Genomic DNA, 13,461 nt, shown 5'->3' with positions numbered 1-13,461 from the left:
CTGCTTGAGCAATTATCATGCCGCACTGTTTTGAAGATCCTCGTTTTCGGGGTTGGTTTCGAATCTAGAGACGACACCAGATAGGGTTTCCGCCTCTTGTTTCAATGAATGGCTTGCGGCGGTGGTTTCTTCAAACATGGCCGCATTCTGTTGGGCAAAACCTTCTAGCTTTGTAACTGCGATGTTGACTTCGCCAATGCCCTGAGCCTGCTCTTTAGATGACGTTGCAATATCTGCTACATGATTTGAGACTTCGACAACGGAACGGGAAATGCCTTCAAGGGCGCTGCCTGCACGTGCGACCAGTTGTACACCCCGTTTGACCTGATCGCCACTTTTTGTAATGAGTTCTTCTATCTCATGGGCGGCTTCGGATGAACGTTGGGCCAATGCCCGGACTTCGGATGCGACGACTGCAAAACCACGTCCGGCTTCTCCGGCACGGGCCGCTTCGACGCCTGCATTCAGGGCAAGTAGGTTTGTTTGAAAGGCAATTCCTTCAATCACCGAGATGATTTGCGAAATCGCATCAGAGGAGCTTTCAATTTCTCCCATCGCAATTGAGGCTTCGCTGACGACTTCGCCGCTTTTTTCTGCTTCGGCCCGCGCTTCCCTGACTTTGAGATCTGCTTGTTCTGCACCTGTGGATGCAGATTGAACGGAAATTGTCATCTCTTCGATTGCAGCAGATGTTTGCAGGAGCATTTCCACGGATTGTTCTGTTCTGGTCGAGAGTTCACTGGCGGAATTTGCGATTTCTGTACTGTCACCAGAGATTGTTCCCACTGAGTTTGAAATTGTGCAGATAATTTCCTCGAGCGCTTCGGCTGTGTGATTGAAATCCATTCTTAATTTCTCGTAGGCTTCAGGAAATTGTTGTGTGATTTTGGCTTGCAAGTCGCCGCTGGCCAGTTTTGTCAGGCCTTCAGCCAATGTGGAAACAAGAAGATCCTGTTCTTCCCTCTGGCGTTGTTCTTCGGCTGCTGCGGCCTCACGTGCGGCAGTTTCGCGCTGATGTTCAGTCTCGCGACGTTTCTTTTCGCGATTTTCGCGATCGATTTCGCGCTGACGTTCCTGTTCTTCACGCTGCATTTTCTCTGCGTGCGCCGACTTTTCTTCTTCGAGGCGTCGCAAGTGTTCCTTTTTCTCGTCTTCTTCCAATCGGTTCTTTTCAACGATGTTGTCTCGGAAGACTCTTAGCGCGCGGGTCATGTCGCCGACTTCCCCACGTTTAAAGCGTAGTTTCTCAGCCGCTGAAAGATCACCTTCGGCCAATTTGTGGGTTGCCTGACTTACGGCTCTCATGGGGCGAATGATTGTGAGCCAGACCAAAAGTTGGATTGGAAGGATGGCGATCAGGGCTGCAACCGCAACAAATTTTAGGTTTTTCTGTGCATCACTTAACAGCGTTCCTAGGTCGTCTCTGGCGAGATTGATCTGTGTGAGGGCGGCACTGCCATCCGCTTGGGTCCGCATAGAGATATTGCGAACATCCATTGCGACTTGCTGAGCTGCGAGAGCTGCATCTGCACGCCAAGTAAGGACGTTCTCACGCAAGTGTGGTAATCCTGTTTCGGGGTTCGAAATTTCGAGAATCCCGGACATCGTTTCTTTCATGTTATCCGGCAGAGAGCGCGAGAGCCTGCGCAGGGTTGTTGCAGCCGTTTCCAGATGCCCAGAGGATTTTTCGAGATGATCTGGAGTGCCAGAAATGGCAACTTCGAAGGCAAGCCCGACCATTCTGTTGACCAGGGCGTCAAGTGTCGCAAGTTCCCGGATCGCACTGACCTGATTGGCCATCAGAGATTGAACGGCTTCGCGGTTGCCTGTTGCGGCTTCTTCAACTTTGACATCAAGACTGGCCAGCAAAACACCAATTGTCATGCGCAATACGGCATCAATCGATTCACGGCTGTCATAGATGACATCGCTGAGATCCAGTCCGAAACCAGAAACTGAGTTCAGCTGAGTGCCGAACAAGTCGGCCAACCGTTTCAGATCAGGCAATATATCAGCCAGAATTTCGACCTCCTCGGCTTCTTCCAGATGTTTATTCAGATTGGCGAGGGCCGTGCGCCCCATTTCTTTCAGGATCGGCGCCATTGTTTCCGTTTCAACAGCGGGTAATGCAAGGACAACACCGGTGATCAGGTTGATTTCGCCGTCAATTTCCAAGCTTAGTCTGATGTCCCGAAAATCCTGGTCGACAATTTTGTGAAGGGTTTCGTTGACACTGGTGCTGGTGGCACGACCGGCTGAAACGACTTGGAAATATACGACATCTGATCTGCTGCTTAGCATTTTGGATGCACCGTCACTAAGTTCACGGAGACGAACAATGGCCTGATCGATTTCGTTCTGATTTGCGAACTCTTGTTCGCGGATCGTCACAAGGCTGTTGAAACGCAAGAGTGTCGTTTCGAACATATCTGAAACTTGATCAGTTTCCTGTGTTGTATCTGCTTCTTCTAAGGCATGTTCGGCAGAATGACCGGCGTCATCTTCACCGCTGTGTAATCCATCCACTTCGGTCTGTACTATTTGTAAACCCTGCGTTGCGGCCTGTAGTTCTTCAAGGGTTTCAGAGACCAACAAGTTGTTCAATGTATCTTGCATTGCGCTGGTTGTGGCGATCAATCCGACGGAATGTTGTAGTTCGGGCAGCTCACGCTGGCTAAGCATTTTTAGGCGTTGGTCGACTTTGTCAGAGGCAAGATAGCCAATCGTGATTGCGGCAGCCGTCAATGTAATCAGCATGAAAATCGCAAGCATTACTTTGCCGCCAATACCGGAAATGAAAATCTTTAGATTGTTATTCATTTTCACCCTCTTCGAAAAATCGGATTTTGCAATTACAACTGTGTTTCTATGGAAACCCGGCAGCCCGCGGTTCGAAGGGCTTGCCAAATGCAATTCTGCCGGGTGAACTGATTACACCGGCATTCTTTCCAAGAGGTATTAAGCAAGCCTTTATGTCGGATGATTTTTCGAGAACCGATAAGTTAAAATAGGTAGAAATTTACATTTCATATGTAAGCGGTTGAAATCTATTGAATGATTTCAGTGGCGTTTGGTTTTTTTTGAAGGGGATTTTGACGGTTTTGAAGGCGTCGTTCTGACAGAGAGCTGCTGCATGCGGGATTTTACAGGCAGTTGAAGTGGCGGCTCAGGAAGGCGCGCGTAAGATCTATAGTGAACGGAATTGTTCCTGACTGTGCGGGCAGGTGTCAGCAGGTATGCACTATATCAACTTGGCTTGAATAGAGCGCAACGTCTTTTGAAAGACGTATAAATGACGGGGCCGATATCTGTTTTATAGTGCAGATACCGGCCCCGTGAAATTTTATCCAGTCACGCGGATGGTGGCGTTGGTTGGATCATATGGGCTGTCGACAGTCACTTCGGCATCCCAAAGCTTATCTTGCATTTTCACCTTCAGTTTGGTGCCAGGCACCGCGATATCAGGTGATACATAGCCCATGCCAATGGATTTCTCGAAAGCCACAGAATAACCGCCAGAGGTCAGGCGGCCAACACGGGTTGTGCCATCTTCAAGATAGAGCGCCTCGTGACCCCATGGATCCGCATCATCGGGACCATCAATCAGAAGCGTACAACACTTAAAGCGCACACCGGTTTCAACCATTGCGTCTTTACCGTGGAAGTCTTTTTCCAGATCGATAAAGCGTGGCAGGTCTGCCTCAGCAGGGGTGGCATCACGGCCAAGTTCATTGCCAAACGCGCGGTAGGATTTCTCCTGACGCAGCCAGTTTTGCGCACGCGCGCCAACCAGTTTCATGCCGTGTTTTTCACCTGCAGCCATCAGCAGATCCCAAAGGTAGTTCTGCATCTCAATCGGGTGGTGAAGCTCCCAACCCAGTTCACCGGTATAAGCCACACGGATCGCGTTCACAGGGCACATACCCAATTCGATCTGACGGGCTGACAACCAAGGGAAACGCTTGTTGGACAAGGCGGTTTCTGGATCGGCGTCGTTGATGATCTCTTTCAACACATCGCGGGATTTTGGCCCGGCAATCGCAAACACACCCCATTGTGTGGTGACGTCTTGGATTTCGATGTAGCCGAATTCTTCCATCTTATCTTCCGCCGCTTTGCGTAGGAAGTCGGCGTCATATTCTGTCCAAGCACCCGCGGAAACAAGGTAGTAGTTGTTTTCGCCATTGCGCACGATGGTGTATTCCGTGCGTGTGGTGCCCTTAGAGGTCAGCGCATATGTCAGGTTGATACGGCCGATTTTTGGCAGCTTGTTACAGGTGAACCAATCCAAGAATTGTGTGGCACCGGGGCCCTTTACAACATGTTTGGTAAAGGCGGTTGCATCCACAAGGCCAACGCCTTCGCGGATCGCTTTTGCTTCATCCACAGCATGCTGCCACCAGCCACCACGACGGAAAGACCGCGCATCATGGTCAAAGTTTTCCGGCGCATCGATTGGGCCGTAATAGTTGGGGCGTTCCCAACCGTTGACCCAACCAAATTGCGCACCAAGCGCTTTTTGGCGATCAAACGCTGGCGCACAACGCAAGGGGCGCGCCGCTGGGCGTTCCTCATCCGGGTGGTGCAAAACATAGACGTGATCGTAGCATTCTTCGTTCTTACGTGCTGCGAATTCGGTGGTCATCCAGCTTTGGCTGTAACGTTTGGGGTCAAGCGACGCCATGTCGATTTCAGCTTCGCCATCAACCATCATTTGCGCAAGGTAATAGCCTGTACCACCCGCAGCCGTGATCCCAAATGAGAACCCTTCAGCCAGCCACATGTTGCGCAGACCAGGGGCCGGACCAACCAATGGGTTGCCATCAGGGGTGTAACAAATCGGGCCGTTGAAATCATCTTTCAGGCCGCTTTCTTCACAAGATGGCATCCGGTGGATCATCGCCATGTACTGATCTTCGATACGGTCCAGCGCCAGTGGGAACAGATCCGCGCGGAAGCTATCCGGCACACCATGTTCAAAACAAGCTGGTGCGTTTTTCTCATAGACACCCAGGATCCAACCACCACGTTCTTCACGCACGTAAGATTGCGCATCGGCGTCACGGATAACAGGGTGTTCTGGGTTGCCCGCTTCGCGATATTTCACAAGCTCGGGGTCTTGGTCCATCACGACAAACTGGTGCTCAACCGGCACAGCAGGCATCTTGATGCCCAGCATTTTGGCCGTGCGCTGTGCGTGGTTGCCGGATGCTGTGATGACATGTTCCGCCGTGATCACAACCTGTTCGTCGCTTTCCACGAGGTTGCCGCCTTTTTCGACCATCTTGGTACAGGTGACTTCCCAATGCGTGCCATTCCAATGGAAGGCATCCGCCTGCAGTTTACGCACGATATCCGCACCATGTTGACGCGCGCCTTTGGCCATCGCCTGAGTCACGTCAGCAGGGTTAATGTAACCGTCGGTGTTGTGATACAGCGCACCTTTCAGATCTTCGGTGTTGATCAGCGGCCAGCGAGATTTGATCTCATCCGGGGTCAGCCATTCATAGGGCACATCACAGGTTTCCGCCGTGGACGCGTACAGCATGTATTCGTCCATACGTTCGTCGGTTTGCGCCATGCGCAGGTTGCCGACCACAGCGAAGCCAGCGTTCAAGCCGGTTTCAGCTTCCAGTGATTTGTAGAAATCAACGGAGTATTTGTGGATGTGGGTTGTCGCATAGGACATGTTGAACAGTGGCAGCAGGCCAGCGGCGTGCCAAGTGGAGCCGGATGTAAGTTCATCCCGCTCAATCAACATCACATCATCCCAGCCCGCTTTGGCAAGGTGATAGGCGATGGACGTCCCGATGGCACCGCCACCAACGACAAGGGCTTTGACCTGTGTTTTCATGAGCTACGACTCTCTCTGTCAGAATGTTACGCTTAATCTGCCCCGAAACATTCACCTAGGGAAAGAGCCCCGCGACCCGATATCGCGCAAATGCGACGCAAACCTGTCGGATATGAGGGGTTGAAGTGACGAACGCGTCGGCTTGGCGCAGGTTTCCCCCCGGAAAAGCCGGGTGCGTGCCGGTCATGCGGGCAAGGGCGGGGTTTGGTTTTCTTATACCTTGCTTTTATTTGGCGACCTGCGAAAGTAGTTCGTATACAAACAAGGGAGGAAGAAAAATGAGTATTTTAAGAAAGGCTGCCTCGGTGGCCGTGGCACTTGGTTTGACAGCAGGGGCTGTGCAGGCTGGGGATGTTTTGGATCGGGTTATGGCGGATGGTGTGTTGCGCATGGCAACGGATCCGGCCTGGGCGCCACAATCATTTTTGAATGATAACAATGAAATGGATGGGTTTGATGTAGAGGTCGGTCGTGCAATTGCGGCGAAGCTGGGCGTGGATATCGACTTTGTCACCCCGGATTGGAGCCTGATCACCGCGGGCAACTGGGCGGGCCGCTGGGATATGTCGGTTGGGTCCATGACCCCAACGAAAGAACGTGCGGAAGTTCTGAATTTTCCTGCAATCTATTATTATGTCCCGGCCTCTGTTGGGGTTCACAATGATTCACCGGCGCAAACGCTGGCTGATCTGAATGGCAAAACAATTGGTGTCAGCGCTGCGTCGACCTGGGAAAACTATCTGCGTCATGATCTGACCATTGATGCGGAAGGCGTGCCGGCCTTTGAATACCAGATCGAGCCAGGTGAAATTCGCACCTATGGCACTGATATCCCTGTTGTAAATGAACTGCGCCTGGGGGACGGTGTGCGTATCAACGCGATGATTGGCAGCCTGCCGAACCTTCTGGAAGCGATTAAGAACGACTATCCGATCCGCGTTTTAGGGGATCCTGTGTTCTATGAACCGCTGGCTGTGGCGATTGATCTGGGTGACCAGGAATTCAACGACAAACTTGCAGGTATTGTCGAAGAACTGCGTGCGGAAGGCGTTTTGGCGGAACTGTCCCTGAAATGGTATGGCGTGGATTACGCCAACACCAAATAAGCGACGGATCGTGCTTTGAAAATCTGCCCGGCGGCGGAGGAGGAGACCATCGCCGGGCAGCCACAGGGGGGATAAAATTTGCTATATTCAGACACCGTGCGCGGGCGCAGTCTGGTGGAACAACCACTGGTTATCGGCGCAATATTTGTGATTTCAGGCCTGTTGATCGCCTGGTCCGGGGCTTATCAGCTTTTGTTCCGGCTGCCATTTATCACCGGAACCGAGGATGCCGGTACAGGCCGCATTATCATCACATCACTGATCGCCGCACTGCTGTTTACAGCCAATGTTGTCTTGATCTCATTGCTGCGCATCCGTTGGCAAATCGCAATTGTCTGGGCCGAATTGTTTGGCTGTTTCATGATCTTTTTCTTTAGTTTTGATCTGAATCTTCCATTCATCTTGCGCAAACTGCCCTTTCTTCTGACGCAAGGTGTCTTCACCACGCTTTATGTTTCAGCCATCTCGATTTCTATTGCGACAGTGCTGGCGATCTTTGGGGCGATTGCCAAACTGTCAAACAACGGCTTTGCCTTCGCTATCGCCAGTTTCTACACGTCGATGTTTCGCGGATTGCCCCTGCTTGTGCAGATCTATTTACTTTACTTAGGCCTGCCGCAACTGGGCATTTTCGTCGAAGCTGTCCCTGCAGGCATCATTGCGCTGTCTCTGTGTTACGGTGCCTACATGACGGAAATTTTCCGCGCGGGCATTATGTCGATTGATAAAGGGCAATGGGAAGCATCACGCGCGATTGGCTTTAAATTTGGCCTGACCATGCGTCGCATTATCCTGCCCCAGGCCGTGCCCGTAATTGTGCCGCCACTGGGCAACCAGTTTATCGCAATGTTGAAGGACAGCTCGCTTGTGTCTGTATTGGGCGTGTGGGAGCTGATGTATCTGGCGCGTACCCTTGGGCAGCGGGAATTCCGGCATCTGGAAATGCTGCTGACGGTTGCGCTGATCTACTGGTTCATGACCCTCATTTTTGAGATCATTCAGAAGCAGATCGAAAACCACTTTCAGAAGCATCGTTAAACGGGGATTGATGACATGAATGATACGCACGGGATCATCGAGATCCGCAATATGCATAAATACTACGGTAAGTTTCATGCGCTGAAAGACATCAATTTGTCGGTGCAGCTGGGGGAAAAGATCGTTGTTTGTGGGCCTTCGGGATCTGGGAAATCAACGATGATCCGCTGCATCAACCGGCTTGAGGCACATCAGGAAGGGACAGTGCATGTGGACGGCATTGAGCTGCATGAAGACATGCGCAATATCGATGTGGTGCGTCAGGAAGTTGGTATGGTGTTTCAGCATTTCAACCTGTTCCCCCATATGACTGTGCTGGAAAACCTGACCGCCGGGCCGATGTGGGTGAAGGGGATTTCTAAAGATGACGCCCATGCCACAGCGATGAAATATCTTGAAAAGGTTCAGATTGCAGAACAGGCGGATAAATACCCGGCGGCCTTGTCTGGGGGGCAGCAACAACGGGTGGCCATTGCGCGGTCGCTGTGTATGGAACCTAAGGTTCTGTTGTTTGATGAACCGACCTCGGCGCTGGATCCTGAGATGGTGAATGAAGTTTTGGAAACAATGGAAAGCCTGGCTGAAACCGGGGTAACCATGATTTGTGTCACCCATGAGATGGGCTTTGCGCGGGCAGTGGCCGATCGGGTGATCTTTATGGACCAAGGCCAGATCATAGAACAGAATGAGCCGGTCCAGTTCTTTGAAAACCCGAAATCACCGCGGACACAGAAATTTTTGGAACAAGTTCTGTAACGTTATTGGGCGAGAACTTCCCGCAGCCAGTCTTTGAATTCGGTCACAATGCGGCGTTCTGGCGGGGCGTTGTGTGGGGTTAGGAAATAGTGCGATTGCGGGAAATCAATTGCGTCGCCCGCGATGTCAATCTGACGCCCGGTATCCTGTCCTGCTTGGGCAAAACGATGGATCACACTGGCACATCCAGCACCTGTTCCAACAAGATCAAAAGCCGCAGCGGTTGTGTCCACAGAAACACCAAACGTACCGGTTTGCCCGTCAAACCCATTGGCCGAAAAGTAACGTGTCCAGTTGTCATCAAAGCCGATGATATGGATCAGAGGCGTGTGCAGGAAATGTTCTGGGGTCGGAAAATCACCGCGTGCGCCCCGACGGCAGATAGGTACCAAATGTTCGTCTGATATTTTCTCAGCCTGCATGCCTTCCCAGTCGCCAAATCCCAGACGCAGTTCGACATCAACCCGTTCCCCGGACACCATATTTCCCCAGATGGAAGAGACCATGCGAATGCGGGTTCTGGGATAACGGTTGCGAAATTGGTGCATCAGAGGGGCAAGGTAGAGAATGGCTGTGGAAACCGGGGCGCGCACTGTGACCAGATCGTCAAAACCCGGGCCGAATAATCCGTTGGTTGAAAAGGATAAATCCCGCAACGCTTTTTGCACCGCTGGCAAATAGGCCTGTGCCATATCTGTAAGGCTGAGTTTGCGGTGATCACGGACAAACAGATCACATCCAAGGCGGCTTTCAAGGGCTCGGATGTGTTGGCTGACTGCGGCCTGTGTCATGGCCAACTCGTCTGCTGCGGTTGTGAAATTCAGGTGCCGTGCAGCAGTTTCGAAGGTGCGCAACCACACTAGATTTGGCAAAGCATGTGTCATGCGATCATGGATAAGTAAAACGATGCCAAAACCCAATCTTTATTTGTTTTTATTTTCGGAAAGCTTTTGACAGGCTTTGACTGAAGCAAGCCACAGGATACAGCATGTCAGACGCCCCCAAGCCATCAGAACACTCCGCCCCGATGTCGCGAGAATGGCATTATCATCCGGAACTGCCCGTGAAATATGCCCCGTATTGGGGGCTGCCGCCCAAGGTGAAAGTGCTTGCCAGGTGGATCTTTCAAAACTGGCTGCAATTTTCGGATCGTTCAATTTTTCTGATGCTGGCGTTTGTTGTGGCGTTCTGGTTGCAACCGGTTGCATCCGATCAGGGCGTCATTTCGGTTGAATGGATCATCTGGGTGTTCCTGCGAAACTGGGGCTTGCTGTTGGTTGTCGCTGGTGGGCTGCATTTCTGGTTCTATGGCATTGATGGCCAGGGAAAGTTGCTGAAATATGACCCGCGCCCCTATATGAAGCGCAAAAATGCCTTGTATAAATTCGGGTATCAGACCTGGGATAATATGTATTATTCCATGGTGTTCGGGGCGAGTATTTTGTCCACGCTTGAGTGTTTTTTGCGGTGGATGTATGGCAGTGGATTGATCAATACACTCAGCTTTTGGGCGCATCCGGTGTGGTTTATTCTGTTGTTCCCACTGCTGGCGCTTTGGCAGAGCTTTCATTTTTATGTCGTGCATCTCTTTTTGCACCAGCCCTTTATCTATCGACATGTGCATGCGGTGCATCATCGCAATGTGAACACCGGGCCATGGTCAGGCATGTCGATGCATCCTGTTGAAGCTACCGGATATCTGAGTGCGATTTTAATTGTGTTGGTTCTGCCTTCGCACCCGGTTCATATGCTTTTTCTAGGATATTGGTTGATGCTGGGTGCGGCGTCATCTCATTCCGGATATGAAGCGATCTGGGCCAGAGATCGGCAGGCATTGTTGCTTGGGGCGTTTTTTCATCAACTTCATCACCGTTATTATGAATGCAATTACGGCAATGCGGAAATGCCCTGGGACAAGTGGTTTGGCAGTTTCCACGATGGATCTGAAGAGGCCACAGCCGCGACCCGGGCCCGCAAACGTCGAATGCATGCACGTTAACGTCGGCCTGTGTAAATGTAGCCAAAGTCCCGTCGCGCACCACTGGGAGGGGGTGGGAAGGGGGCGGCGCGCCGGATATGTTCCATTGCGGCCTGATCTACGGCTGGGATTCCGGAGGACAGTTCGATGCGGATGCGTGTCGGCATTCCAGAAGCCTGAATATGAAAACGGACGGTCGCCTCTCCCCGTGCAGGGGAACGCACGCGGCGGGTGCGCGACAGTTTGCGCCAAATCCGCCCATCGTAATTGGATGCCGCTGCATTGCCTGCAGCCTGTGCATTGCCTGTGTTCGCGGATGATGCTTCTGTTGCAGTTGCATCCTGATGCCCGTCCTCCTGGCCCCGGGTGCTGTTTTGGCGGTTGTTTGATCCGCGTGGTGCGGCGCGTGCCTGTTGTCGTTCAGGGGTGCGGCGTGTTGTGCGATCAGGGCGGGCCTGTGGGCGTGGTGTGTCGACGGTTGCGGTCTGTGCTGTCACGTCTGGCGCGGCGGTCACGGTTTCAATTGGTGTACTGGGGATCGCGATATCACCGATGGTTGGGGCGGTAAGAGCGATGTCCAAAGGGGACACTGCAGCCACGGGCATTGCGGGTTGAGTGACATTTTCAACCTGTTGCGCGTCCATTGGGGGGGGCGTGACGGGTTCTGCGATGCCCATCACCATGTCTTCAAATCCGGACCCCAGGCGTGCAAATTCAGCCGGAGCGCCCCCTGCGATCTGTGTGTCAGCCGGGGCATAGCCCATACCAAAGCCCACCGCGTGTAAGGCCAATGAGATTGTCAATGCAGCGGCTGCCATAAGGGAGGAACGCATCTTCATTGCAGGCCCCTTTCTGTCACAAGCCAGATCTGTGTTGCGCCGGCCTGACGCAGTTGATCGGTGACATCGAGCAATATAACGGCTGGCACGTCGCGATCCGGAATCAAACGCAGGGCAATCTGTCCATCGTCATCTTCTTGCACATCCGGCAGGTCTGAAATGTTGATTTCTTCTGGCAATAAGATGTCCCCACGCAGGGACAGCTGCCCATCCGCATGCAGGATCAACGTGTCGGGTGGGGGACGCCCATCAAGTCCCTCAACGTTCACAAGTTGTAATGTCTCATCCAGTGAGGGTGCAACGGTGCCTGCGATCAGGAAGAAGATCAGCATAAGAAAGACGACATTGATCAGAGCGATTGTGGGCTCGGCCGCTTTGCGTTTATGTCCAGCGCGTCGTTTCATCGCAGAACCACCACGGAAACATCCGGGACCGCGCGCGAACGGGTTAAAGCATCGACAAACAACTGGGCGGGAACGGTTTCTTCTATGGACAACAGCACCAGCGTTTCAGGCAGGTCCGTTTTCGCATTGCGGATCGCCTGGGTGATGTCCGCAAAATCGGTTGGATCGCCGTTTACCGACAGCCCATCTGCCGCCACACGCAGAAAGACCGGGTTTTTAGGCGTTGCGGGTTCTGTGCGTGTTTTCCCCGCTGTGATCAGGGGGACTTCAGCGAATTTTGTGAAGGTCGAAGTCAGCATGAAGAAAAGCAACAACAGGAAGATGATATCAATCAGGGGGGTCATCGACAAAGCACGTCTTGCAAAGCCCGTGTTACGCCGCCGCATGAAGGGGATCCTGCGCCTGATCTGCCGGACAAAGCAGCATGTTTAGAGCTTTATCAGCGAATACCCGTTCCCCAGCGACACGGCTTTCAAGCCACGTCAGAAGCAAAGCCGTGGGCATGGAAACCGCAAGGCCGACAGCTGTCGTCATCAGGGCCACCCAGATACCGCCCGCCAGCAGCGACGGATCAACCGATGTGCCCGCGCCTTGAAGGTTCTGAAAGGCTTCGATCATGCCCAACACCGTGCCAAACAACCCAAGAAGTGGCGCTGTCTGGGCTATGGTGTCCAGCGGGCGAAAACCGGTTTCAAGCTGCGCCAGGCGGTCTTCCAGCCGTGCCGCCAGGCGTTCGGCCAGGCGGGTTTTGTCATGGGTCTCAGCGTCGAGAGTTTCCGTAAAGACAAAGCGCAGATGGCTGCGACTTTTGCCCAAACCCAGTTGCAATCCGGTCATATCGCCCCGGTCATATGCTGACAGCGCGGCTTCAAGGCTGGCGCGTCTGCCGACTCCGAAACGCCGAAACTGAACCAGTTTGTAAAACACAACGGCCAGTGAAAGCACCGACATCAGCAGCAGTAAAGCCACCACAGGCCCGCCCAGCGTTACAAAACCGTGGATCGCGTCAATCGTATAGGTCAACCAGTTCATCCCAGTACCTCATTTTCGGTTCGGCTTTGCAGACGCAATGCGTCGGCGCAGATGTTTGCATCCAGATCGCCGCCTACACATTGGTTCACACCATTGATCAGAATATTCCCCAGTCCGGCGCAATTGGCACTGGCCAGATCAAACTGGCGTACACGAGGGCGCCCTGTGGGCAGAGACTGGAAATCAAATAATGTCATGGTCTGAACCGCGCCTTCGCGGGTGAATAGGACTGTTTCCAGCACCAGACGTTCCAGATCTTCCCCAAGAGAGTTCTGGGCAAGAAAGCTTAGGCGACAGCCGCTTTCAGTGGGAGTAACGGCATTCAATTCAATTGAAATCTGAGGTTCCGGCACAGATGTTCCCGCCTGCGCCGGTCCCCCCATGACCGCCAGTCCGGCTATTATCAATGCACCCGCCAGCTGAGGGAAATTGCGATCATGGGTTTTCATAGTTC

Annotated in this window: 12 protein-coding genes; 4 read left to right on the top strand and 8 right to left on the bottom strand. The window is 52.7% G+C overall.

Annotated features, from left to right (window positions below; translation table 11 throughout):
• Positions 1–15: 15 nt before the first annotated feature.
• Positions 16–2,820 carry a methyl-accepting chemotaxis protein gene (locus tag ACPGUT_RS08145; protein ID WP_423990206.1) on the bottom strand — a complete coding sequence of 935 codons (2,805 nt, stop codon included), beginning with the start codon at positions 2,818–2,820 and terminating at the stop codon, positions 16–18.
• Positions 2,821–3,343: 523 nt separating this feature from the next.
• Complete coding sequence (locus tag ACPGUT_RS08140) at positions 3,344–5,854, bottom strand: GcvT family protein (protein WP_423990204.1); 2,511 nt, start codon at positions 5,852–5,854, stop codon at positions 3,344–3,346.
• 278 nt (positions 5,855–6,132) lie between these two features.
• On the opposite strand from ACPGUT_RS08140, the gene ACPGUT_RS08135 reads away from it, so the two are divergent.
• The 3 genes from ACPGUT_RS08135 to ACPGUT_RS08125 all read left to right on the top strand — a co-directional run bounded on the left by ACPGUT_RS08135 (position 6,133) and on the right by ACPGUT_RS08125 (position 8,754).
• Positions 6,133–6,960, top strand: coding sequence for a transporter substrate-binding domain-containing protein (locus ACPGUT_RS08135; protein ID WP_423990202.1), 828 nt, complete (start codon positions 6,133–6,135; stop codon positions 6,958–6,960).
• A 78-nt stretch (positions 6,961–7,038) separates the two neighbouring features.
• A complete protein-coding gene (locus ACPGUT_RS08130) occupies positions 7,039–7,998 on the top strand; it encodes an amino acid ABC transporter permease (RefSeq protein ID WP_423990200.1) in 960 nt (319 codons plus the stop codon).
• A gap of 15 nt (positions 7,999–8,013) precedes the next feature.
• Complete coding sequence (locus ACPGUT_RS08125) at positions 8,014–8,754, top strand: amino acid ABC transporter ATP-binding protein (RefSeq protein WP_423990198.1); 741 nt, start codon at positions 8,014–8,016, stop codon at positions 8,752–8,754.
• A 2-nt stretch (positions 8,755–8,756) separates the two neighbouring features.
• On the opposite strand, the gene ACPGUT_RS08120 is transcribed toward ACPGUT_RS08125, so the two are convergent.
• Positions 8,757–9,626: a LysR family transcriptional regulator gene (locus ACPGUT_RS08120; RefSeq protein ID WP_423990196.1), complete on the bottom strand. Its 870-nt coding sequence runs from the start codon at positions 9,624–9,626 to the stop codon at positions 8,757–8,759.
• 116 nt (positions 9,627–9,742) lie between these two features.
• On the opposite strand from ACPGUT_RS08120, the gene ACPGUT_RS08115 reads away from it, so the two are divergent.
• Positions 9,743–10,753, top strand: coding sequence for a sterol desaturase family protein (locus ACPGUT_RS08115; protein ID WP_423990194.1), 1,011 nt, complete (start codon positions 9,743–9,745; stop codon positions 10,751–10,753).
• Here ACPGUT_RS08115 and ACPGUT_RS08110 read toward each other — a convergent pair.
• Genes ACPGUT_RS08110 through ACPGUT_RS08090 form a run of 5 tightly spaced genes read right to left on the bottom strand, consistent with a single transcriptional unit; the run spans position 10,750 to position 13,456 of the window.
• On the bottom strand, positions 10,750–11,571 hold the full coding sequence (locus tag ACPGUT_RS08110; protein WP_423990192.1) for an energy transducer TonB family protein: 822 nt from the start codon (positions 11,569–11,571) through the stop codon (positions 10,750–10,752). The two genes, ACPGUT_RS08115 and ACPGUT_RS08110, sit on opposite strands and share 4 nt — an antisense overlap.
• Complete coding sequence (locus ACPGUT_RS08105; protein WP_423990190.1) at positions 11,568–11,975, bottom strand: ExbD/TolR family protein; 408 nt, start codon at positions 11,973–11,975, stop codon at positions 11,568–11,570. Before ACPGUT_RS08105 ends, ACPGUT_RS08110 begins: the two co-directional genes overlap by 4 nt.
• Positions 11,972–12,361 carry a biopolymer transporter ExbD gene (locus tag ACPGUT_RS08100; protein WP_423990188.1) on the bottom strand — a complete coding sequence of 130 codons (390 nt, stop codon included), beginning with the start codon at positions 12,359–12,361 and terminating at the stop codon, positions 11,972–11,974. The genes ACPGUT_RS08105 and ACPGUT_RS08100 overlap by 4 nt, the downstream gene beginning before the upstream one ends.
• Positions 12,348–13,007: a MotA/TolQ/ExbB proton channel family protein gene (locus ACPGUT_RS08095; RefSeq protein ID WP_423990186.1), complete on the bottom strand. Its 660-nt coding sequence runs from the start codon at positions 13,005–13,007 to the stop codon at positions 12,348–12,350. Before ACPGUT_RS08095 ends, ACPGUT_RS08100 begins: the two co-directional genes overlap by 14 nt.
• Positions 13,004–13,456, bottom strand: coding sequence for a hypothetical protein (locus ACPGUT_RS08090; protein ID WP_423990184.1), 453 nt, complete (start codon positions 13,454–13,456; stop codon positions 13,004–13,006). Before ACPGUT_RS08090 ends, ACPGUT_RS08095 begins: the two co-directional genes overlap by 4 nt.
• Positions 13,457–13,461 lie beyond the last annotated feature (5 nt).

Source organism: Halocynthiibacter sp., from assembly GCF_049608145.1.
GTDB lineage: Bacteria > Pseudomonadota > Alphaproteobacteria > Rhodobacterales > Rhodobacteraceae > Halocynthiibacter.
This window is presented reverse-complemented; position numbering and strand designations above follow the sequence as displayed.